Source organism: Achromobacter sp. CSND-B12 (assembly GCF_052906545.1).
In genome coordinates this window covers 5,858,343-5,878,940 of sequence record NZ_JBREGJ010000001.1, presented here as the reverse complement: position 1 = coordinate 5,878,940, position 20,598 = coordinate 5,858,343, and the positions used below count along the sequence as shown (strand labels likewise).

12 protein-coding genes are annotated in these 20,598 nt (G+C 67.7%); 5 read left to right on the top strand and 7 right to left on the bottom strand.

Going from position 1 to position 20,598, the window contains the following annotated elements; translation table 11 throughout:
* Positions 1-105: 105 nt before the first annotated feature.
* Positions 106-2,172 carry a M3 family metallopeptidase gene (locus ACUTAG_RS27590; RefSeq protein ID WP_446650412.1) on the top strand — a complete coding sequence of 689 codons (2,067 nt, stop codon included), beginning with the start codon at positions 106-108 and terminating at the stop codon, positions 2,170-2,172.
* Between the two features lie 162 nt (positions 2,173-2,334).
* Here the strand turns inward: ACUTAG_RS27590 and ACUTAG_RS27585 are convergent, their stop codons facing one another.
* Positions 2,335-8,076 carry an autotransporter outer membrane beta-barrel domain-containing protein gene (locus ACUTAG_RS27585; RefSeq protein WP_446650411.1) on the bottom strand — a complete coding sequence of 1,914 codons (5,742 nt, stop codon included), beginning with the start codon at positions 8,074-8,076 and terminating at the stop codon, positions 2,335-2,337.
* Between the two features lie 229 nt (positions 8,077-8,305).
* Entirely contained in the window at positions 8,306-9,055 is a 750-nt protein-coding gene (locus ACUTAG_RS27580) for a class I SAM-dependent methyltransferase (RefSeq protein WP_081322341.1), read from the bottom strand.
* 222 nt (positions 9,056-9,277) lie between these two features.
* Here ACUTAG_RS27580 and ACUTAG_RS27575 point away from each other — a divergent pair, with 222 nt between their 5' ends.
* Positions 9,278-9,892, top strand: coding sequence for an SCO family protein (locus ACUTAG_RS27575; protein ID WP_047992772.1), 615 nt, complete (start codon positions 9,278-9,280; stop codon positions 9,890-9,892).
* A 143-nt stretch (positions 9,893-10,035) separates the two neighbouring features.
* On the top strand, positions 10,036-10,287 hold the full coding sequence (locus ACUTAG_RS27570) for a GlsB/YeaQ/YmgE family stress response membrane protein (RefSeq protein ID WP_006387478.1): 252 nt from the start codon (positions 10,036-10,038) through the stop codon (positions 10,285-10,287).
* An 81-nt stretch (positions 10,288-10,368) separates the two neighbouring features.
* On the opposite strand, the gene adeC is transcribed toward ACUTAG_RS27570, so the two are convergent.
* From adeC to ACUTAG_RS27555, 3 genes are read right to left on the bottom strand one after another with little or no spacing between them, the layout of a single operon-like run.
* Positions 10,369-11,859: an AdeC/AdeK/OprM family multidrug efflux complex outer membrane factor gene (adeC, locus tag ACUTAG_RS27565; RefSeq protein WP_058664215.1), complete on the bottom strand. Its 1,491-nt coding sequence runs from the start codon at positions 11,857-11,859 to the stop codon at positions 10,369-10,371.
* Complete coding sequence (locus ACUTAG_RS27560) at positions 11,856-15,038, bottom strand: efflux RND transporter permease subunit (protein WP_327764225.1); 3,183 nt, start codon at positions 15,036-15,038, stop codon at positions 11,856-11,858. The genes adeC and ACUTAG_RS27560 overlap by 4 nt, the downstream gene beginning before the upstream one ends.
* Before the next feature lie 14 nt (positions 15,039-15,052).
* Positions 15,053-16,246 (bottom strand): efflux RND transporter periplasmic adaptor subunit, encoded by a 1,194-nt coding sequence (locus tag ACUTAG_RS27555; RefSeq protein WP_026382679.1) that lies wholly within the window; start codon positions 16,244-16,246, stop codon positions 15,053-15,055.
* Between the two features lie 315 nt (positions 16,247-16,561).
* Between ACUTAG_RS27555 and ACUTAG_RS27550 the strand changes: the two genes are divergently transcribed.
* Positions 16,562-17,467: a LysR family transcriptional regulator gene (locus ACUTAG_RS27550; protein ID WP_026382680.1), complete on the top strand. Its 906-nt coding sequence runs from the start codon at positions 16,562-16,564 to the stop codon at positions 17,465-17,467.
* 89 nt (positions 17,468-17,556) lie between these two features.
* On the opposite strand, the gene ACUTAG_RS27545 is transcribed toward ACUTAG_RS27550, so the two are convergent.
* Positions 17,557-18,288 carry a pseudouridine synthase gene (locus ACUTAG_RS27545; protein ID WP_020927307.1) on the bottom strand — a complete coding sequence of 244 codons (732 nt, stop codon included), beginning with the start codon at positions 18,286-18,288 and terminating at the stop codon, positions 17,557-17,559.
* A gap of 129 nt (positions 18,289-18,417) precedes the next feature.
* On the opposite strand from ACUTAG_RS27545, the gene ACUTAG_RS27540 reads away from it, so the two are divergent.
* Positions 18,418-19,038 (top strand): chorismate--pyruvate lyase family protein, encoded by a 621-nt coding sequence (locus tag ACUTAG_RS27540; protein ID WP_038504796.1) that lies wholly within the window; start codon positions 18,418-18,420, stop codon positions 19,036-19,038.
* An 82-nt stretch (positions 19,039-19,120) separates the two neighbouring features.
* Here ACUTAG_RS27540 and ACUTAG_RS27535 read toward each other — a convergent pair whose 3' ends face one another.
* On the bottom strand, positions 19,121-20,545 hold the full coding sequence (locus tag ACUTAG_RS27535; RefSeq protein WP_148319456.1) for a DHA2 family efflux MFS transporter permease subunit: 1,425 nt from the start codon (positions 20,543-20,545) through the stop codon (positions 19,121-19,123).
* Positions 20,546-20,598 lie beyond the last annotated feature (53 nt).

Genomic DNA, 20,598 nt, shown 5'->3' with positions numbered 1-20,598 from the left:
CCCAGGGCCTGCTCTTGCTTTTCGGCCTGCCGCCCCAACCTGACCCTTATGCCTGCCGGCGCGCTCGCGTGCTGCCCGCCCTCCTCTCACGCTATTGGTAACACCATGACCCAGAATCCCCTGCTCGCCCCCGTCTCCGACCTGGTCGACTACCAGGCGGTCAAGCCCGCCCACGTGGTGCCCGCCATCGAGGAACTGCTGGGCATCGCCCGCCAGGCCGTGGACCGCGCCGCCGATCCCGCGCTGGCGCCCACCTGGGAAGCCGTGGTCGAGCCGCTGGATACCGCGTCCGAGCGGCTGTGGCGCGCCTGGTCGGTGGCCGGCCACCTGAACGCCGTGGTCAACACGCCCGAACTGCGCGAGGCCTACAACGCCGCCCTGCCGCTGGTAACCGAGTTCTCGACCTGGGTCGGCCTGCACGAAGGCCTGTACCAGCAGTACCAGCGCCTGGCCGCCGCGCCCGATTTCGCGTCGTGGTCGCCGGTGCGCCGCCGCATCGTCGAGATGGCCCTGCGCGACTTCCGCCTGAGCGGCGTCGAACTGCGCGGCGCCGACCGCGAGCGCTACGCCGCCATTTCCGACCGCGAGGCGCAGGCCTCGCAGAAATTCTCCGAGAACGTGCTGGACGCCATCGACGCCTGGTCGCTGCTGATCGAGGACGAGGCCCGCCTGGCCGGCATTCCCGCCGACGTGCGGGCCGCCGCCCGCGCCGCCGCCGAGGAAGACGGCAAGCCGGGCTGGAAGCTGACGCTGAAGATGCCCTGCTACCTGCCCGTCATGCAGTACGCGCAGGACCGCTCGCTGCGCGAGGCGCTGTACCGCGGCTACGGCACGGTGGCGTCGGAACAGGGCGACGCCCGGTTCGACAACTCGCCCCTGATCGAGGAACTGCTGTCGCTGCGCGCCGAGGAATCCGCCCTGCTGGGCCTGGGCACCTTCGCCGCGCTGCGGCTGCAGACGCGCATGGCGCGCGACGCCAAGGAAGTCACCACCTTCCTGCGCGACCTGGCCGCGCGCGCCAAGCCGTATGCCCAGCGCGACCTGGCCGAGCTGAAGGCCTACGCCGCCGCCGAACTCGGCCTGGCCGAATTGCAGCCGTGGGACGTGGCCTATGCCTCCGAGCGCCTGCGCGAATCGCGCTACGCCTACTCCGAAGACGAGGTGAAGCAGTACTTCACCGAGCCGCGCGTGCTGTCCGGCCTGTTCGAGGTCATCGAGACTCTGTTCGACGTGCGCCTGGCGGAAACGCCGGTGTCGTCGTGGCATGCCGACGTGCGCGGCGTGCGCGTCGAAAGCCCCAAGGGCGACCTGATCGGCTACCTCTACCTGGACCTGTACGCCCGCGCCGGCAAGCAGAGCGGCGCCTGGGTCGACAGCGAGCGCACCCGCCGCGTGGTCGCCGGCCGCGTGCAGACGCCGATCGCCTACCTGACCTGCAATTTCTCGCGCCCCAACGGCGACCGCGCCGCCGTGCTGACGCACGACGACGTCATCACCCTGTTCCACGAAACCGGCCACGCCCTGCACGCGCTGCTGTCGGAGGTGGACGAGCCCGGCGCCGCCGCCTTCGCCAGCGTCGAATGGGACGCCATCGAACTGCCCTCGCAATTTATGGAGAACTTCTGCTGGGAATGGGCGGTGGTGCAGAAGCTGTCGGCCCATGTCGACAGCGGCGAACCGCTGCCGCGCGCGCTCTACGACCGCCTGGTCGCGGCCCGCAACTACCAGAGCGGCATGCAGACCGTGCGCCAGATCGAGTTCGCGCTGTTCGACATGCTGATGCACGACCGCGCCAAGGGTGCCAGCATCGGCGAAGTGCTGGCCCTGCTGCAGGAAGTGCGCGCCGAGGTCGCGGTGCTGTTCCCGCCCGCCTGGCACCGCCTGCCGCATGCCTTCTCGCACCTGTTCGCGGGCGGCTACGGCGCCGGCTACTACAGCTACAAGTGGGCCGAGGTGCTGTCCGCCGACGCCTACGAGGCATTTGAAGAAGCCGCGGCAAGGCAGGCCGACAACGCCCTGGGCACGCTCGATCCGGCCACCGGCGCGCGTTTCCGCCGCGAAGTGCTGGCCGTCGGCGGCTCGCGCCCCGCCGCCGAATCGTTCGCCGCCTTCCGCGGCCGCGCCCCGCGCATCGACGCGCTGCTGCGCCACAGTGGCATGAGCGCGGGCTGAGCCGCCCGCGCCATGATCCGAGGCCCGCGATAAGCGGGCCTTTTTTGTACCGCCGCCCTTGCGGACAGGGCAGATCTCGCGGGAGGGCCGCCTCACGGCGCCCCAGCCCGGACGATCTCCGCGCGGATCGTCCGGGCCTCGCGTCATACCCCCCCACGGGGTTCAGAAGCGGAACTTCACATTCAACGCACCCTGTGTATCGCGGTAGCCTCCACTGCCCTGGCGCTGCGTCATGTCGGCCGACAGGCTCAGACGGTCGGTCAGGCGACCTTCCACGCCCGCCCTCAACTCCACCACATTCCGGCCTCCCTGAACCACCGAGCGGGTGTCGTCCATGGTCACACCATAGGGATTGGCGGCGTGCAGCCAATTAGCATCCAGGAACACCTCGACCTGCCCGGTCCTGCCCGGGCCGGCGGACGGCCGGGTGCTTGCCAACGACAACCGCGCCCCCAGACGGGTCCGCACGTTGCCGCCGCTCCCGCCTTGCACCTTCGTGCCGCTCCGCTCCGTGTAATCCCCAGCTGTGACGCCCGACCACAGCACCTGCGCCTGTGGACGGACGTAGAAGCGGTTTTCCCTGCCACTGCCCGTCGTATGCGAGCCGGCCTCGAACAGGTAGCCTGCCTCCACCGACGCGGTGACTCCCTGGCTCGTGTACTGTTCTTTGTCCAGCCCGTCACCCTTGACCGTGTTGTCGAACCGGTTGAACAGGGCCCAGCCGTCCACATACAGCCCGGCGCGCGTCCTCGCATCCTGGTACCACGTGCCATACACGCCCGCGCTGTAGCCCGTGATGTCGCCGCGCGACTGGTAGCCCGACATGCTGCCCCGCGCCTTGCTGCGCTGACTGCCGTAGCCGGCCATCACTCCGAGGCGCCAAGCGTCATCGCCGCTGAAACTGCCGCCCGCCACTGAAGCGCCCAGTTGGACCACGCTGCGGTGGGCGGTGTAATGATTCTGTCCGTCAGACAGGCTCCCGTGGCTGTGCCCACCCGCCATCCTGGCCCAAGCCCGGCCACGCGTGCCCGTTACCGGGTCGACGGATTCGCCGCTCTCGCGATCGCTCAGTCGTGTGTCGAACAGCGTGTTCGCCGCCGCCAGGTTGGCGGCGTAGCTGCCGATCTCCGGACGATAGTAGTGAGGCCCGTGGTTGCCGCCACCACCAGCCGTGCCACCACCAGCCGTGCCACCGCCAGCAGTGCCGCCACCGGCAGCATCGCCACCGCCAGCCGTGCCACCACCAGCTGTGCCACCACCAGCAGTGCCGCCACCAGCAGTGCCGCCACCGGCAGCATCGCCGCCGCCAGCCGTGCCACCACCAGCCGTGCCACCGCCAGCAGTGCCGCCACCAGCAGTGCCGCCACCGGCAGCATCGCCACCGCCAGCCGTGCCGCCACCAGCCGTGCCACCACCAGCAGTGCCACCGCCAGCAGTGCCGCCACCGGCAGCATCGCCACCGCCGGCCGTGCCGCCACCAGCAGCATCGCCGCCGCCAGCCGTGCCACCACCAGCAGTGCCACCGCCAGCAGTGCCGCCACCGGCAGCATCGCCACCGGCAGCATCGCCACCGCCAGCCGTGCCGCCACCAGCAGCATCGCCGCCACCAGCCGTGCCACCACCAGCAGCATCGCCGCCGCCAGCCGTGCCACCACCAGCAGCATCGCCGCCGCCAGCCGTGCCACCGCCAGCAGTGCCGCCACCGGCAGTGCCGCCACCAGCAGTGCCGCCACCGGCAGCATCGCCACCGGCAGCATCGCCACCGGCAGCATCGCCACCGCCAGCCGTGCCGCCACCAGCAGCATCGCCGCCACCAGCCGTGCCACCACCAGCAGCATCGCCGCCGCCAGCCGTGCCAGCCCCAGGCGACACGGGGTCATCAGGAGAAATCAAGCTGGTCAGATACCAATAGTTTTCATTGTTTCCCGAGGCCGAGCCTTGTTTCAGGTGATAGTCATAGGCGCCAGCCACGATGCGGCCTTGCTGCACGAAGGCGTCCGGCGTGGAACTGGCCGTCCGTATCAACTCGATGCCCTCGACCGTCCGCGAGCCCGAACCGCCTTCGTTGACCACCGCGACGTAGGTGGTGCCGGTCGCGTCGCCAGTGATAATCAGTTTGTCCGTTTTACTGTCATCACCGCCCAGCACCGTGCCGAAGGAGACGGAGCCTCCATTGCCCGCCCAATCGCCTGCCTGGGTATAGACTTGGCCGGCGCAGTTGGAGCACGTATTGAGCACCAGCGTGCCACGGTTATTCATGTTTCCCGTTACCGTCACGCCGGACCAAGATCGGGGTGCGCCCAGATCGTTGAACAGGATGACGCCGCTATTATCCAACTGGGAAATGATCTGGCTGTATCCGCCCAGGTTCAGCTTGGCGCCAGCCCTGACCGCCACGTCGGAAGTCCTCGCGAACGCGTTGGCCACGCCGGTCTTGAGCGTGCCCGCGCTGATGAGGGTGCCACCAGTGTGGGCGTTATGCCCCGACAGAGTCAGCGTGCCGTCGCCGTTCTTGGTCAATTTGGCCGCGCCCGAAATCACCCCGGGATAGAGGGAGGCATTGCTGCGGTCGAAGATCACGTCGCCGGAGATACCGGAGATGCCGGTGAAGGCGATGTCCCCGACCATGGACCCGCTCGCGCCGCCATTGCCGATGAGCAATTCGCCGCCTTCGAGCGTGGTGCGGCCGGTATAGGTATTTTCACCGGTCAGCATCAAGGTATTGTGCCCCTTCTTGAAGAGCGTGCCGACGCCCGAAATCGCTCCTGAGTGCGTCACCGTGTCGACGCGATCGAAGATCAGCGTGCCGTTGTTGATGATGTCGCCATCCTCCGCCAACGAGCCGGTGAAGCCGCCACTGCCCAGCACGAGCGTGCCGGCGGCAATCGTGGTGCCGCCACGGTAGACATGGTCGCCCGTCAGGATCAACGCGCCGGTTCCCCGCTTGACGAGCTCGCCCGCGCCAGACACGACGCCGTCGTATCGCACCGCGTTACGGCGGTCAAAGACCAGGGCGCCATCATTGACGATGTCTCCCCGCAAGGAGCCGGTGGTGCCGCCCGCGCCCAGTTGCAGGGTGCCGCCGGCGATCGTGGTGCCGCCGCTGTAGGTGTTGTCGGCGCTCAATATCAAGGCGCCGTCTCCCTTCTTGGTCAGGCGCGTTCCTTCCCAGGCCAGCGCGGGATTGGGCCCCACGTCCTTGAGCACTTCGGACACGGTGTCCTGCGCGCCGGCATCAAGCGTGAACGTGCCATGCGCCAGATTGTTGCCGGCGAACCAGCTCAGGCCATAGTCCGCCAGGTACTGCTTGCTGTCCGCCGATTTCCTGGTGATCCAGGTCAGATAATCGAGCCTGCTGTCGTCGGCTCCGCCCCAGGTAATGCTGGCGAAGTCACCCTCGATGCCATTGCGCGTACTGAACAACACCTTGTTCTTGACTGCGCTGCCGCCGCCCAACAGATTCAGGGTGACGTCGTCGCCGATGACCGCCTTGTCCGCCAGCATGGCGCCAGAAGGCGAATCGGCTATCTGAACATCCCGCAGGGTCAGGCGGGCGCCACTCTGGAACATGACGTCTCCCGCAACGCTCACGGTCGCCGGCGTCTGGATGGCCAGCGTCGCGCCAGCGGCCACCTGGATGTTGCCGCCCAGCGTATTCGCGGCGACCGCGCCGCCGCCGAATTGCAGCGTGCCGCCCTCGATGGTCGTGCCACCGCCATAGGTGTTGCCGGCGCTCAATATCAAGGCGCCGTCCCCCTTCTTGGTCAGGCGCGTTCCTTCCCAGGCCAACGCGGGATTGGGCCCCACGTCCTTGAGCACTTCGGACACGGTGTCCTGCGCGCCGGCATCGAGCGTGAACGTGCCGTGCGCCAGATTGTTGCCGGCGAACCAACTCAGGCCATAGTCCGCCAGGTACTGCTTGCTGTCCGCCGATTTCCGGGCGCTCCAGGTCAGATAGTCGGGCTGGCTGTCGTCGACCCCGCTCCAGGTGAAGCTGCCGAAATCACCATAGATGCCATTGTGTGTGCTGAACAGGACTTTGCCCTTCAAATCGGCCCCGACGACGTCCGCCAGATCGAAGATGGCGCCACTGCCAATGACCACTTTGTCCGCCAGCATCGCGCCAGAAGACGGATCGGCGGCGCGCACGTCCCGCAGGCTCAAGTGGGAGCCGGACTGGAAGGTGACGTCTCCGGCAACGTTCACGGCCGTCGGCGGACGGACTGCCAGCGTTGCCCCGCCGGCCACCCAGATGCCGCCGCCCAAGGTGTTCGCAACGCCGGGAATGCCATCGCCCAATTGCAGCGTGCCGCCCTCGATGCGGGTGCTGCCGCTGTAGGCGTTGGCACCGGTCAAGGCCAGCCTGCCGTTTCCCCGCTTGGTGACCGTGCCCGTTCCGGAAATCACGCCGCCGTATTCCACGGCGTCGCTACGATTGAAGACCAGCGCGCCTTGGTTGGCGATGTCTCCCAGCACGGAGCCTGCGGTTGCGCCCTCGCCCACTTGCAGGGTGCCGCCTTCGATGCTCGTGCCGCCGCTATAGGTATTGTCGGCCGCCAGAATCAGCGCGCCCGAGCCGGCTTTGGTCAGGCGGTTGCCCCGCCAGGAACCGTCCGCGTTGGAGGCGACGTCTTCCAATATGGCGGCGACGGTGAATTCTCCTCCCGCATCGACCGTGAACGTGCCGTGCGACTTTTCAGGCGCGTCAAACCAGGATAGTTGATAGGTCGCAAGGTAACCCTTGCCGTCGGCCGTCTTTGCGGCGGTCATCTGGGTCAGATAGTCGGTCGCCCGCATACCGGCAGCGTCCGGCGCGATCGACACGCCGCCGATCTTGACATCGGCGAAATCGTTGACGATCGATCCAGCGGTCGTACGAAACAATACCTTGTCCGTCGCGAAAGCGTTGCTGACGCCGGCCAGATTGAAGGCAACGTCCGCGCCGATGCTCACGTCGTTGACCACCAGCAAGCTTTCCGGATTCGGGTCGCCGCCGCGCGTGTCGATGATGGACAGCGTCGCATTGCTCGCCAGAGACGCGTGGTCCACGCTCAGCCCTCCTCCCGCAAGCGTGATGCCCACACTGCTACCCGCCGCCAAGCCGCCAACTATGCCAGTCGCGGCATGACTGGTAATCCGCAGATCGTTGGCGCTGCCGGCAGCCACACCGGGCAACACCACGTCTCCGATGATCCTGGATCCTGCCTCGAGCGTGAGGAGATTCGCGCCACCGTTGAAAGTAATCGCATTGCCGACCTGGCCAGCGAAGGAACCAGCCAATCCGTCGGCGCCCCGGCGCCCCGGTTTACCCAGGACGCCCGAAAAGTAATCAACAGATGGCACACCTCCGCTCCCGCCAACCCCGCCGGCGCCGGGCTTTCCGCCGACGCCCGGCGCAATCACCCCATAGTTCGTGATGCTCAATCCACTTCCCGAGACGCCGTTGCCGCCGTTGCCGCCGCTGCCGCCATTGCCTGCGTCGCTGCCGTTACCTGCGTTGCCGCTATAGTTATTGATTTTCTTGGCATCCCCTCCGTAGCCGCCGTCACCGCCCTTGCCGCCATCACCGCCGTTGCCGCCGTAGATGTCGCCATGGTTGACAATATTCAAACCACTCCCCACGATCCCGGACTGCCCGTCCCCGCCCCTCGCCCCATTGGCTCCCTTCGTAGGCGGCCGACTTGGATTCCATCCCGTGATTGGGACGGCGTCCATGCCTGCTGCGCCGTTCCGGCCGACAGCGCCGTCGGCGCCCCTGAGCGCTTGCCCTTCCTCGACGACAACAACGGATGCGGCCGGCGCGGCCGAAACCGGGCCGAATAACGCCAGCATCACGCAAGCAAGGGTTTTCTTCTGGAATGAGGGAAGAACGGGATATCGCTTGGTCTTTTTCATGCCAAGCATGGTAGCGACGCCGATAGCGCCGTGGCGGCGCATTTAGCCCCCAATTCTTAGATACGGGAAATACGAAAAAATTGCATTCAGCCCAGGAAATCAGATCGAAGAACAGCACATGCTGCCGCTGCGCCGACGCCATGAAAGGCAACGCGCATGCGGGAAATCGCGAGCGCCGCCGAGCCGCTGGCCCGCTGCGCCGTGACAAGCCCCGGCCCGCGCAAAGCCGGGCCGGTTTTCAAGGCGTGGCGTCATTGCCGCCGGCCGGCGGCCGGCGCGCCGATACCACCAGCCAGTTCCCATGCGCCGACGGTTCCGAACCGGCCTGGCGCCAGAAGTGGCGGCTGTCCTCGTCCTGCGCGTGTTTCAAGCGCGCCTGGCAATAGCGCCGCGCGGGCCAGGCCAGCAGATGATCTAGCCAGCGCCCTTGCCCGGTTTCGACCACGGAATGCAGGGTGATGTCGTGGAATCCATGATGCGCCAGCAATTGATGCAGCTGGGCAAAACCCAGGGGGAACAGCGCGCCTTCCGTGCGCGCCGCGGCGCTCCAGGGATCGACATGCACACCGCGCAGCAGCGCCCGCAGGCGGACCCGCACACGGCCCGCGTTGGGCGTGGTCAGCACCAGCGTGCCGCCTGGGCGCAGCGCGTCATGAAAGCCGCGCACCAGCAGGCCGGGGTTGGACGCCAGGTGGATCGCTTCGCTGCAGACCACGGCGTCGTAGGGGGCGGCCGCGGGCAGCGGCGTTTCGAGGTCATGCACGGTCAGGCGCCGGTAGCCATTGGCCGACGCCGGCAACCCGGCCGGACCGACGCCATCGAGTTCGACATCGTGTCCGGTCGCCGGGCGCACCATGTCGCCCAGCCAGCCGCGGCTGCAAGGCGCTTCCAGCACACGCTCCGCCAGGCGGCTGCGCAGGATGTCGAGCACCACGGGGTAATACGGAAAATAGGGGTAGCCCAGCGCGTGGCTGGCCGCGGTGTTCATAGGGTGGCACCTCGCCGGCAACTGACAATATCCTGACTGTAGCTGTCAATAACCGTTCGCATGGTCCGATTTGCCACTTCTCCAACAATATTTCGACAAAGCTTCACAAGTGCGCCGCGCGCGCCTTGCGCCGGGACAAACACCACCGTTGGCGGCGCGCGGCCAGCGCGCCGCCAACGGGTAGAATCGACGGGTTTATCCCTCCAACCGGCGATGGAACCCATGCGACACCTGCTTACCGGACGCGCCTGGCGCGGTCTCTTTCTGGCCCTGTGCATGCTGCTTGCCGCCTGCGGCGACCGCAATGTCGATTGGACGCTCTACAACGTCAAGGGCCACCTGCCCGACCTGAAGTTCTCGCTACCGGGCGCCGGCGGCAAGACCGTCAGCAGCGACGACCTCAAGGGCAAGACCGTGCTCCTGTTCTTCGGCTACGCTAGTTGTCCCGACATCTGCCCCACCACCATGGCGCAGTTGACGGCGGTGCTGCAGAACCTGGGCGACAAGGCGCGCGACGTGCGCATCGTGTTCGTCAGCGTCGATCCGCATCGCGACACCCCGGACATCCTGCAGGCCTACGTCAATGCGTTCAACAGCCAGGCCATCGGCGTCACCGGCAATGAAAAGCAGGTGGCCGACCTGGCGCGCCGCTACCGCGTGGCCTACCAGATCGAAAAGCCCCGGCCCGGCGACGACGCCGACCAGTACGAGGTAACGCACAGCCGCGGCGTGTACATTTTCGACAATCAGGGCCGCGCCCGTCTGCTGGCTTCGGACACCGACAGCATCGAGGCGATGACCAAGGACCTGCGCCAGCTCATCGACCTGACCTCTTAGAGGCGCCTTGCAACATTGCTGCACGGACGACGCGGCGCAGCATGTTGCGTGCTTGCCCCACACACCAGTTGTTACAGCCCCGGCGGCACGCGCGTGAGTAATATCAGGGCACATCGCCCTTTACCCTCGCAAGGAGTACGCGCATGAGCATCATCATCATGATCATCGTCGGCTTCATCGTCGGGCTGATAGCCCGCGCGATCATGCCCGGAGACCAGAACATGGGGATCATCATGACCACCATACTGGGCATCGTGGGCGCGGTCGTGGCCGGCTTCCTCGGCCAGAACCTGGGCTGGTATGCCCCGGGCGAACCGGCCGGCTGGATCGGCTCGGTGGTCGGCGCGATCATCGTGCTGTTCGTGGTCGGCCTCATCGCCAAGAAGCGCGGCTGACGCGCCTGGCGCGCGCCATGCAAAGCGGGCCGATCGAAAGATCGGCCCGCTTTTTTTGCCACTGCCGGCGCGCCGCGAGGCTCAGCCCGGCTGCCCGCCAGGCGCGACCGCCGCGTCCGGCGCGGGCTGCGCCGCCGTGACGGTGCGCTCGGTCCAGCCACCGCCCAGCACCTTGTACAAGGTGACCAGGTTGGACAGGCGCGACAGGCGCGTATCGACCAGCGCCTGCTGCGCGGTGTAGAGCGAGCGCTGCGAATCCAGCACCGTCAGGTAGTCGTCGATGCCCTGGCGGAAACGCTGCTCGGACAGGTCATAGGCGCGCTGGTTGGCGGCCACCAGCAGTTGCTGGGCCTGGATCTGTTCGTCCAGCGTGCCGCGTCCCGCGAGCGCGTCGGCGACTTCGCGGAAACCGGTCTGGATCGTCTTCTCGTACTGCGCGACCTGGATGTTCTTCTGCACCTTGGCCAGGTCCAACCCAGCCAGCAGCGAGCCGCCGGCGAAGATCGGCACCGTGATCTGGGGCACGAAACTCCAGGCGCCCGAGCCCGCGTCGAACAGCCCGCCCAGGCTGGCGCTGGCGGTGCCGGCGTTGCCCGTCAGGCTGATGGTCGGGAAGAACGCGGCGCGGGCCGCGCCGATGTTGGCGTTGGCGCCCTTGAGCTGGTGCTCGGCCGCGCGAATGTCCGGGCGGCGCGCCAGCAGTTCGGACGGCAGACCGGCCGGCAGCGCGGTCGGCAGCATGCCGTCGTCGAGCTTGACGGCGTTGTCCAGTGCCGCCGAGATTTCCGGCGACAGCGGCTGGCCCACCAGCAGCACCAGCGCGTTGCGGTCCTGCGCGGCCTGGCGCGTGTACTGCGACAGGTTGCGCTGGGCGGTGCGCAGCGACACTTCGGCCTGGCTCAGGTCGAGCGCCGTGGACAGGCCCTGGTCGTAGCTCTGCTTGGTGAGCTTGTAGGAGTCGTCCTGGCTCTTGAGCGTGTCGCGCGTCAGGCTCAGCAGCTCCTGGTCGGCGCGCAGCGTCAGGTAGGCGTTGGCCACTTCGGCGATCAGCGTCAACTGGGTCGCGGTGCGGGTTTCGTCCAGCGCCAGGTACGATTCCAGCGCCTTGTCGCTCAGGCTGCGGATGCGGCCGAACAGGTCCAGCTCCCACGAGGACAGCGCGGCGCCGACCTGGTAGTTGTGGCTGGTGGTGGCCTGGCCGCTGGGCGACAGGTCGGCCGGCGTGCGCTGGGCGGTTTCCTTGCCGGCGATGCCGACGCTGGGCAGCAGGTCGGCGCGCTGGATGCGGTACTGGGCCCGCGCCGCCTCGACGTTCAAGGCCGCCACGCGCAGGTCGCGGTTGTTGGCCAGCGACTGCTCGATCAGTTGCTGGAGCAAGGGATCGGCGAAGAAGTCGCGCCAGCCGATGTCGGCGGTGGCCACCGGACCGGCGGCATCGGCCTTGTAGGCCGGGCCGGCCGGATAGGCCGCCGAGACCGGCGCGTCGGGCCGTTCGTAGGTGGGGGCCAGCGAGCAGCCCGCCAGGGCCGCCGCCAGGGAAAGGGAAACCAGGGTTCTCATCTGCAGCTTCATTGCGGTTTTCCTTCGACGGACACGTCCTGCGCATCGTTGGCGCTGGGGTCGTGCGGATCGCGCCGCGCGCTCATGCGTTCCACCTTGAACAGGCGCAGCATGATCACGAAGAACGCGGGGACGAAGAAGATGGCCAGGAAGGTCGCGGTCAGCATGCCGCCGATCACGCCCGTGCCGATGGCGTTCTGGCTGCCCGAACCGGCGCCCGAGGAGATCGCGAGCGGCACCACGCCCAGGATGAACGCCAGCGACGTCATCAGGATCGGGCGCAGGCGCTGGCGGGCGGCGTGGATCGCCGACTCCGTCAGGCTCGCCCCAGCCTCGTAGTGCTCCTTGGCGAACTCCACGATCAGGATGGCGTTCTTTGCCGCCAGGCCGATGGTCGTGAGCAGGCCCACCTGGAAGTACACGTCGTTGGACAGGCCGCGCAGCATGGTCGCGCCCAGCGCCCCGATGATGCCCAGCGGCACCACCAGCATGACCGCGGACGGGATCGTCCAGCTTTCATACAGCGCCGCCAGGCACAGGAACACCACGATCAGCGAAATCGCGTACAGCGCCGGCGCCTGGGCGCCCGACAGGCGTTCTTCGTACGACATGCCGGTCCATTCGAAGCCCACGCCCACCGGCAGCTTGCTGGCGATGCGTTCCATTTCCTCCATCGCCGCGCCCGAGCTGTAGCCCGGCGCCGCCTGGCCCTGGATGTTGTAGGACGGCACGCCGTTGTAGCGGTTCAGCTTCTGCGGGCCGAAGCTCCAGGTGGCCTTGGCGAACGCCGAGAACGGCACCATGTCGCCATCCTTGTTGCGCACGTACCATTTGTCCAGGTCCTCGGGCAGCATGCGGGCCGAGGCCTCGCCCTGCGCGAACACCTTCTTGACGCGGCCGCGGTCGATGAAGTCGTTGACATACGACGAACCCCAGGCGGTGGACAGCGTGCTGTTGATGTCCGACACGGCCACGCCCAGCGCCCGCGCTTTCTCGCGGTCGATGTCGAGCTGGTACTGCGGCGCGTCCTCGATGCCGTTGGGGCGCACGCCCTGCAGGATCTTGCTTTGCGCCGCCTCGCCCAGCAGTTGGTTGCGCGCGGCCAGCAGTTTTTCATGGCCCACGCCGGCGCGGTCCATCAGCTGGAAGTCGAAACCATCGACGTTGCCCAGTTCCATCACCGAGGGCGGCGGCACCACGAACAGCATGGCGTCGCGCTCGGTCTTCCTGAAGTGGGCATTGGCGCGCGCCGCCACGGCGGCCGCCTTGAGCTTGGCGTCGCCGCGGTCTTCCCAGTCGCGCAGCTTGATGAACAGGATCGAGGCGTTCTGGCCGCGGCCGCCGAAGTTGAAGCCATTGACCGCGAACACCGAGGTGACCGCGTCCTTCTCTTCGGTCAGCAGGTAGTTGGTGGCCTCGTCGATGACTGCCTTGGTGCGCTCGGCGGTGGCGCCGGCGGGCGTCTGGATCTGGGCGAACAGGATGCCCTGGTCCTCGGCCGGCAGGAACGCGGTGGGGATGCGGGTGAACATCCAGCCCATGGCGATGACGATGGCCAGGTACACCACCATCAGGCGCTTGGTGCGGCCCAGGCCGCGCGCCACGGTATTGGCGTAGCCATGGCTGCTGCGGTCGAAGGCGCGGTTGAACCAGCCGAAGAAGCCGCGCTTGGTGCCGTGGTGGCCCTTGGGAATCGGCTTGAGCAGCGTGGCGCACAGCGCCGGCGTGAAGACGATGGCGACGATCACCGACAGCACCATCGAGGACACGATGGTGATGGAGAACTGGCGATAGATCACGCCGGTCGAGCCGCCGAAGAACGCCATCGGGATGAACACGGCGGCCAGCACCATGGCGATGCCGATCAGCGCGCCGGTGATCTGGGTCATGGACTTGCGGGTGGCCTGCTTGGGCGTCAGGCCCTCTTCGGCCATCACCCGCTCGACGTTTTCCACCACCACGATGGCGTCGTCCACCAGCAGGCCGATGGCCAGCACCATGCCGAACATGGTCAGGGTGTTGATGGAATAGCCGAATGCGGCCAGCACGCCGAAGGTGCCCAGCAGCACCACCGGCACCGCCAGCGTCGGGATCAACGTGGCGCGGAAGTTCTGCAGGAACAGGTACATCACCAGGAACACCAGGATGATGGCTTCCACCAGCGTCTTGAACACTTCCTCGATCGACAGGCTGACGAACGGCGTGGTGTCGTACGGATAGACCACGTCCATGCCCGGCGGGAAGTACGGCTTCAGGTTATTGATGGTGTCGCGCACCGCCTGCGCCGTGTCGAGCGCGTTGGCGCCCGGGGCCAGCTTGATCGCCAGGCCCGAGGCGGGCTTGCCGTTGTAGTAGCTGTCGATGGCGTAGGTCTGGCCGCCCAGTTCGATGCGGGCGACGTTGGCCAGGCGCACCTGGGAGCCGTCGGCATTGACCTTGAGCAGGATGCGGCCGAAGTCTTCCGGCTTTTCCAGGCGCGAGGGGCCGATGATGGTGGCGTTCAACTGCTGGCCGCGCACCGCGGGCAGGCCGCCCAACTGGCCGGACGAGACCTGGACGTTCTGTTCCTTGATGGCGTTGACCACGTCGACCGTGGTCAGGCCGTAGTTCACCAGCTTGGCCGGATCCAGCCAGATGCGCATGGCGTACTGCGAACCGAACAGCTGGAAGTCGCCCACGCCCTGCGTGCGGCTGATGGGATCCTGGACGTACGAGGCGACGTAGTCGGCCAGGTCGTCCTTGGTCATCGTGCCGTCGGTGGACACGAAGCCCGCCACGATCAGGAAGTTCTTGGTGGCCTTGGTGACGCGGATGCCCTGCTGCTGCACTTCCTGCGGCAAGAGCGGCTGCGCCAGCGACAGCTTGTTCTGCACCTGCACCTGGGCGGTGTCGGGGTTGGTGCCCTGGCGGAACGTCAGCGTGATGGACATGCTGCCGTCGGAGTTGCTTTCCGAGGAAATGTACTCCAGGCCGTCAAGGCCGTTCATCTGCTGCTCGATCACCTGCACCACGGTGTCCTGCACCGTCTGCGCCGAGGCGCCCGGATAGGTCACCGCGATGCCGATAGCGGGCGGCGCGATGTTCGGATACTGCGAAACCGGCAACTTCAGGATGGACAGCGCGCCGGCCATCATCAGCACGATCGCGATCACCCACGCGAAAACCGGTCTATCGATAAAAAACTTTGCCATGCAAGGCTCCCTGACTACTGCTTGGCCGCCGCGGCGCCCGCTTGCGGTTGCTGCGCCGGCTTGGCGCTGGCTTCAGTGGCAACCACCTCGACACCCGGGCGCACCATCTGCACGCCTTCCACGATGACCTTGTCACCGGCCTTCAGGCCATCGGTGACCAGCCACTGGTCGCCGATGGCGCGGTCGGTCTTGATTTCACGCAGTTCGACTTTGTTCTCGGCATTGACCACCAGCGCCGTCGGCAGGCCGCGCTGGTTGCGCGTCACGCCGCGTTGCGGCACCAGCAGGCCGTCGGCGGCAACGCCGTCGACCAGGCGGGCGCGCACGAACATGCCCGGCAACAGGCGGCGATCCGGGTTGGGGAACACCGCGCGCAGCGTGACCGAGCCGGTGCCCGGGTCGACCGTGACTTCGGAGAACTGCAGCTTGCCCTGCTGGGTGTATTGCGAGCCGTCTTCCAGCGTCAGCGTGACCAGCGCGGCCTGCTCGCCCTCGGCCTTCTTGAGCTGGCCGCTGGAGAGCGCGTTCTGCAGGCGCAGCAGCTGCACGCTGGACTGCGTCACGTCGACGTAGATCGGGTCGATCTGCTGCACGGCGGCCAGGGCCGTGGCCTGGTTGGCCGTGACCAGCGCGCCTTCGGTGACCGACGAACGGCCGATGATGCCGCTGATCGGCGACAGCACCTTGGTGTAGACCAGGTTGATGCGCGCGGTGTCGAGCGCGGCCTTGGCCGACAGCACATCGGCGACGGCCTGGTCGCGCGCGGCCACGGCGTTGTCATAGGTCTGTTGGCTGACGGCGCGGGTGGCCACCAGCGGCTTGTAGCGCTCGGCCAGCAGCGCGGCGGTCTTCTGCTGCGCCTGGGCGCGCGCCAGGGCGGCCTTCTGGCTGTCGAAGCTGGCCTGGTAGAGCGCGGGGTCGATCTGGTAGAGCTGCTCGCCCGCCTTGACCTCGCCGCCCTCGGTGAACAGGCGCTTCTGCACGATGCCGTTGACCTGCGGCCGCACTTCGGCGACGCGGAACGGCGAGGTGCGGCCCGGCAATTCAGTGGTCAGGGAAACCGGCTTGGTGGTGAGCGTGACGACCGTCACCTGCGGCTTGCCCGCCTGGGGTGCTTCCTGCTTCTTGCCGCAAGCGGCCAACGTCAGGGCCGATGCCGTCAGCGTGACCACCGCCGCGCCGCGCCACATAGCGCTTTTCTTGTTCATAGATTGCATTCCCGATTTCCAACTAAAAAGGTAGCCCTCACACCCGCCCACCGGGGCCTGCGCCCGCCGGGATTCCGACGACAACGACGGCGCAAGCCGAACCATGCATCGGTTCGGCTCGTGAGGATTGACTGGGGTGGTTTCGCCTCAGACATTCAGGCAGGGCTTCGACGCTTTGCTGCATTGCAGAATCGGCATTTTGCGTTATCCCGCCCGAGAAACAAAGAGGCATATTACGAAAACATCATTCCAGATATGGGACAATAATTCGCCCCGCCATGTGACAGAATTCCTTCCATGAAACGCTTACAAGGCATGGAGCTCTTCGTGGAGGTCGCCAAGACGCACAGTTTTAGCCGTGCGGCGGCCGCCCTGGGAGTGCCCAAATCAACACTGTCTCGCCAGGTGGCCGAACTGGAACGGTCGGTCGGCCTGCGCCTGCTCAGCCGCACCACCCGCAAGGTCGAACTGACCGACGCCGGCCGGCTGTACTTCGAACGCTGCCAGCGCATCGTGGCCGAGGCCCAGATCGCCCACGAGGAGCTGCAGAAGCTGGTCGACACGCCGTCGGGGCCGCTGCGGGTGAACATGCCGGCGGATTTCGGCACGGACTTCCTGGCTGAATCGTTCATGGAGTTCTCGCGCCGCTATCCCGACGTCACCTTTTTCCTGGACCTGGCCAATCCCGACCACGCGCAGCGCGTGTTCCAGACCAGCGATATTTCCATCGAGATCGGCGAACTGCCCGATTCGACGCAGATCGCAAGGCTGCTGGGCATGCTGCCGGCCCATTTGTACGCCTCGCGCGAATACCTGGAGAAGCACGGGGAGCCGAAGCACCCCAGTGACCTGACCCGCCACGAGTGCATCGAGTTCCGCGCCGAAGGCGCCGGCCGCGTGACCCGCTGGCCGCTCAACAGCGGCGACCAGCACATCCAGTTCACGCCCGGCAACCGCTTTTCCGTCAATGGCGTGGCGATGGCCCGGCGCCTGGCGATGCTGGGCGCGGGGATCACCGTGCTGGTCGGAGGCCAGACGGCCGAACAGAAATCGGGTCAGCTGCGACGGGTGCTGCCGGACTGGCAACTGGGCCCGTTCCCGGTCTATGCCGTCACGGAAACCCGGTTGTTGCCCGCCAAGACCCGGATCTTCATCGAGTTCCTGATGGAGCGCCTGGGCGGCGACGGGCAGGCGAAGGATACCGCGCCCTTCATGAAATGAAAGACAGCCGGAAACACACTGAAAAATCTGTACGCGGCCGGTAGGCGCCGGCGCGGCGGGCGCGCGGCGGCATTGCGCCGCCGCGCCCGTCAGAAGCGTTCGTCGTCGCGCAGGTAGCGCCACTGGCCCAGCGGCAGGTCGCCCAGGGCCACGCGGCCGATGCGCACGCGCTTCAGGCCCACCACTTTCAGTCCCACCAGTTCGCACATGCGGCGGATCTGGCGCTTCTTTCCTTCGCGCAGCACGAAGCGCAACTGGTCGTGATTCTGCCAGCGCACCTGGGCCGGCTTGAGCGCCTTGCCATCGAGCGACAGGCCGTGGTTGAGCAGCGCCAGGCCGTTCTCGGACAGGTCGCCCTGCACCCGCACCAGATATTCCTTGTCGATGCTGGAGTCCTCGCCGATCAGCAGCTTGGCCACACGGCCGTCCTGCGTCAGCACCAGCAGGCCCTGCGAATCGATGTCCAGCCGCCCGGCCACGGCCAGGCCGTCCAGGTGACCACGCTCGAAGCGCTGCGGGCTGCGGTCGCCGGCAAAGCGCGAACGCGCGTCGATCAGCGCGACCGCGGGGGTATAGCCTTTTTCGGCCTGGCCCGAGACGTAGCCGACCGGCTTGTTGATGAGGATAGTGACGCGGGAAGTCTGGCGCGCCTGCGCGGCACGTTCCAGCGTGATGACCTGGTTGGGGAAGGCGCGCGCGCCCAGTTCGGACACCACTTCGCCGTCGACCCGCACCCAGCCGCGTTCGATATAGCTGTCGGCCTCGCGGCGCGAACAGAGTCCACGCTCGGACATGAGCTTGGAGATTCGTACTTTTTCCATGGGCGGTATTGTATGCGCAGGCCCCGCCGGCGCCCCCGCCTCGGGGCCTGCGCCGGCGCGCCTGCGGCAATCGGCCACAGGGCATCGCGCCCGGACGGCGCGCCGGCCTTGGCATAATACGCAGCCATGATGAATCTAGCCGCAGCACATCACCCTCCCCTCGCCGCGGGCTGGCTGGCCAGCGCGCCGCCCGTCCTGACACTCACGCAGCGCCACTGGCTGTTCCGCCCGGGCGCCCTGACCGCGGGCCTGCGCCAGGTCGGACAGGTGCGCCTGCGGGTGCTGGCCGAATATGCGGACGGCGCCCCCGCCGACGAGGCGCATGCCATGCGCATCGCGCCCGGCGCGCCCGTATGGGTGCGCGAAGTCCTGATGTCGGTCGACGGCATCGACAGCGTGCCGGCGCGCAGCCTGACGCCCTTGCGCGCTTCGCACGGCGCCTGGCAAGGCATGCGGCGGCTGCTGACGCGACCGCTGGCCGACATGCTGTACCACGACAGCACGGTGATCCGCTCGCCTTTCGCCTGTCGCCGCCTTGCCTCGCCGGTGCCGTTCCACGCCACTGCCCTGGGCGCCCTCGCGGCCAATGGCAAGGCGCGCGAGGCTGGCCGCGTGTGGGCGCGGCGCTCGGTATTCTGGCGCCAGGGCCAGCCGCTGCTGGTGGCCGAGTGTTTCCTGCCGGACTTCTGGAAGCTGCTGGCGGGCCGCGCGGCGCCGCCGCTGGTGCCGCACCAGCGCACGCCGCGCTAGGCGCGGCGCAATGCCGCGGGCGCGGCCGCCCGCGCGCCATCCCACGCCATGCAATCCCGCGCCCTTGCCCCCGGGCTGCCGATCAGGCATGGGCCGGCGCCGGACGCGGCCGCGTGTCCACCGCCAGGCACAGCAAGCCCGTCAGCAACGCCAGGCCAACGTGGCCGATGTACAGCGGGTCGAAATCCGCGTGACTCAGCGCGCCCTTGCCCAGCAGCAGCACCGTCAACGCCACGCCAAGCACCGCGCCGATCTGGCGCGTGGCCTGGTTGACCGCGCTGCCCACCGCATAGTGCTGCGGCGGCAGCCGGTTGACCGCCGCGCCAGCCAGCGAGGGCAGCACCATGCCCACACCCAACCCGCTCAGCAGCATTCCCGGCAGCCAATGCGCCAGGTAGGCGGGCTCGGCGCCGGGCACCAGCAGGAACCACAGGCCGCTGGCGGCATAGACCAGCGCGCCGCCCACCAGGAACGGCCGATGCCCCATGCGCGCGGCCAGCTTGCCGGTGATGATCGCGGTCGGCATCACCAGCAGCGGACCCGGCGTGACCGCCAGGCCGGCGCGCGGCAGGCTGTAGTGCCAGACGCCCGTCATGTAGAAGAAGAAAGCGAAGAACATCATCGCGAAGGCAATGCCGAAGCTGAGCGTGGCCAGGTTCACGTAGCGATAGGTGCGATGCCTGAACAGCGCCAGGTCGACCAGCGGATGCGGCGTGCTGCGGGCCCAGCCCACGAAGGCCGCCAGCGACACCAGCCCCACGGCCGCCACCATCCACAGCTCGCCACGGCTCCAGTGCGGCGATTCCGACTGCACGATGGCCAGCGCCAGCGCGCCCACGCCCACCATCAGCAGCGCCATGCCGACGCCATCGACGCGCCGGCGCGCTTCGGGCCGCACCGATTCCACGAGGCGGGCGGCGCCGAACCACAGCGACAGCGCGCCCAGCGGCAGGTTGATGTAGAAGGCCCAGGGCCAGCCGGCGGCATCGACCACGAACGCGCCCAGGCTGGGGCCGACCGCGGCGGCAAGCGCCGCCACGGCGCCCCACAGGCTCACCGCCACCGAGCGCTGCGCGGCCGGGAACGCCGCCAGCACGATGGACAGCGAGGCCGGCGTCAGCAACGCCGCGCCGACCGCCTGCGCCACGCGCGCCGCGATCAGCCAGCCGACGGTGCCGGCCAGGCCGCAGGCGGCCGAGGCCGCCAGGAACAGCAGCACGCCGATCATGAACATGCGCTTGCGCCCGTGCGTATCGGCCAGCCCGCCGGACGGGATCAGCATGGCCGCATAGACCACCGTGTAGGCGTTCAGCACCCAGGACATGTCGGCGGCCGAGGCCTCGGGAAAGCCGGCGCGCATGGCGCCGAACGCGGCGTAGAGCATGGTCGCGTCGAGGGAAACCAGGAACACGGCCACGCTGGCGATCCAGAAGATCGGCCAGGGGGATTCGGCCGCGGACGGCGCGGCGGCGGCTTGGGAAGCCGCGGGGGTGGCATTGGAATGCATGTCGATCGGACTCGGAAATGGCGTCGGGAAGGTCGCGAAGGCGTGGCGCCCGC

Excerpts from the sequence above, each read along its gene's own strand:
- ACUTAG_RS27590 (WP_446650412.1), top strand. The coding sequence starts at position 106 with ATGACCCAGAATCCCCTGCTCGCCCCCGTCTCCGACCTGGTCGACTAC.
- ACUTAG_RS27585 (WP_446650411.1), bottom strand. The coding sequence starts at position 8,076 with ATGCTTGGCATGAAAAAGACCAAGCGATATCCCGTTCTTCCCTCATTC.
- ACUTAG_RS27580 (WP_081322341.1), bottom strand. The coding sequence starts at position 9,055 with ATGAACACCGCGGCCAGCCACGCGCTGGGCTACCCCTATTTTCCGTAT.
- ACUTAG_RS27575 (WP_047992772.1), top strand. The coding sequence starts at position 9,278 with ATGCGACACCTGCTTACCGGACGCGCCTGGCGCGGTCTCTTTCTGGCC.
- ACUTAG_RS27570 (WP_006387478.1), top strand. The coding sequence starts at position 10,036 with ATGAGCATCATCATCATGATCATCGTCGGCTTCATCGTCGGGCTGATA.
- adeC (WP_058664215.1), bottom strand. The coding sequence starts at position 11,859 with ATGAAGCTGCAGATGAGAACCCTGGTTTCCCTTTCCCTGGCGGCGGCC.
- ACUTAG_RS27560 (WP_327764225.1), bottom strand. The coding sequence starts at position 15,038 with ATGGCAAAGTTTTTTATCGATAGACCGGTTTTCGCGTGGGTGATCGCG.
- ACUTAG_RS27555 (WP_026382679.1), bottom strand. The coding sequence starts at position 16,246 with ATGAACAAGAAAAGCGCTATGTGGCGCGGCGCGGCGGTGGTCACGCTG.
- ACUTAG_RS27550 (WP_026382680.1), top strand. The coding sequence starts at position 16,562 with ATGGAGCTCTTCGTGGAGGTCGCCAAGACGCACAGTTTTAGCCGTGCG.
- ACUTAG_RS27545 (WP_020927307.1), bottom strand. The coding sequence starts at position 18,288 with ATGGAAAAAGTACGAATCTCCAAGCTCATGTCCGAGCGTGGACTCTGT.
- ACUTAG_RS27540 (WP_038504796.1), top strand. The coding sequence starts at position 18,418 with ATGAATCTAGCCGCAGCACATCACCCTCCCCTCGCCGCGGGCTGGCTG.
- ACUTAG_RS27535 (WP_148319456.1), bottom strand. The coding sequence starts at position 20,545 with ATGCATTCCAATGCCACCCCCGCGGCTTCCCAAGCCGCCGCCGCGCCG.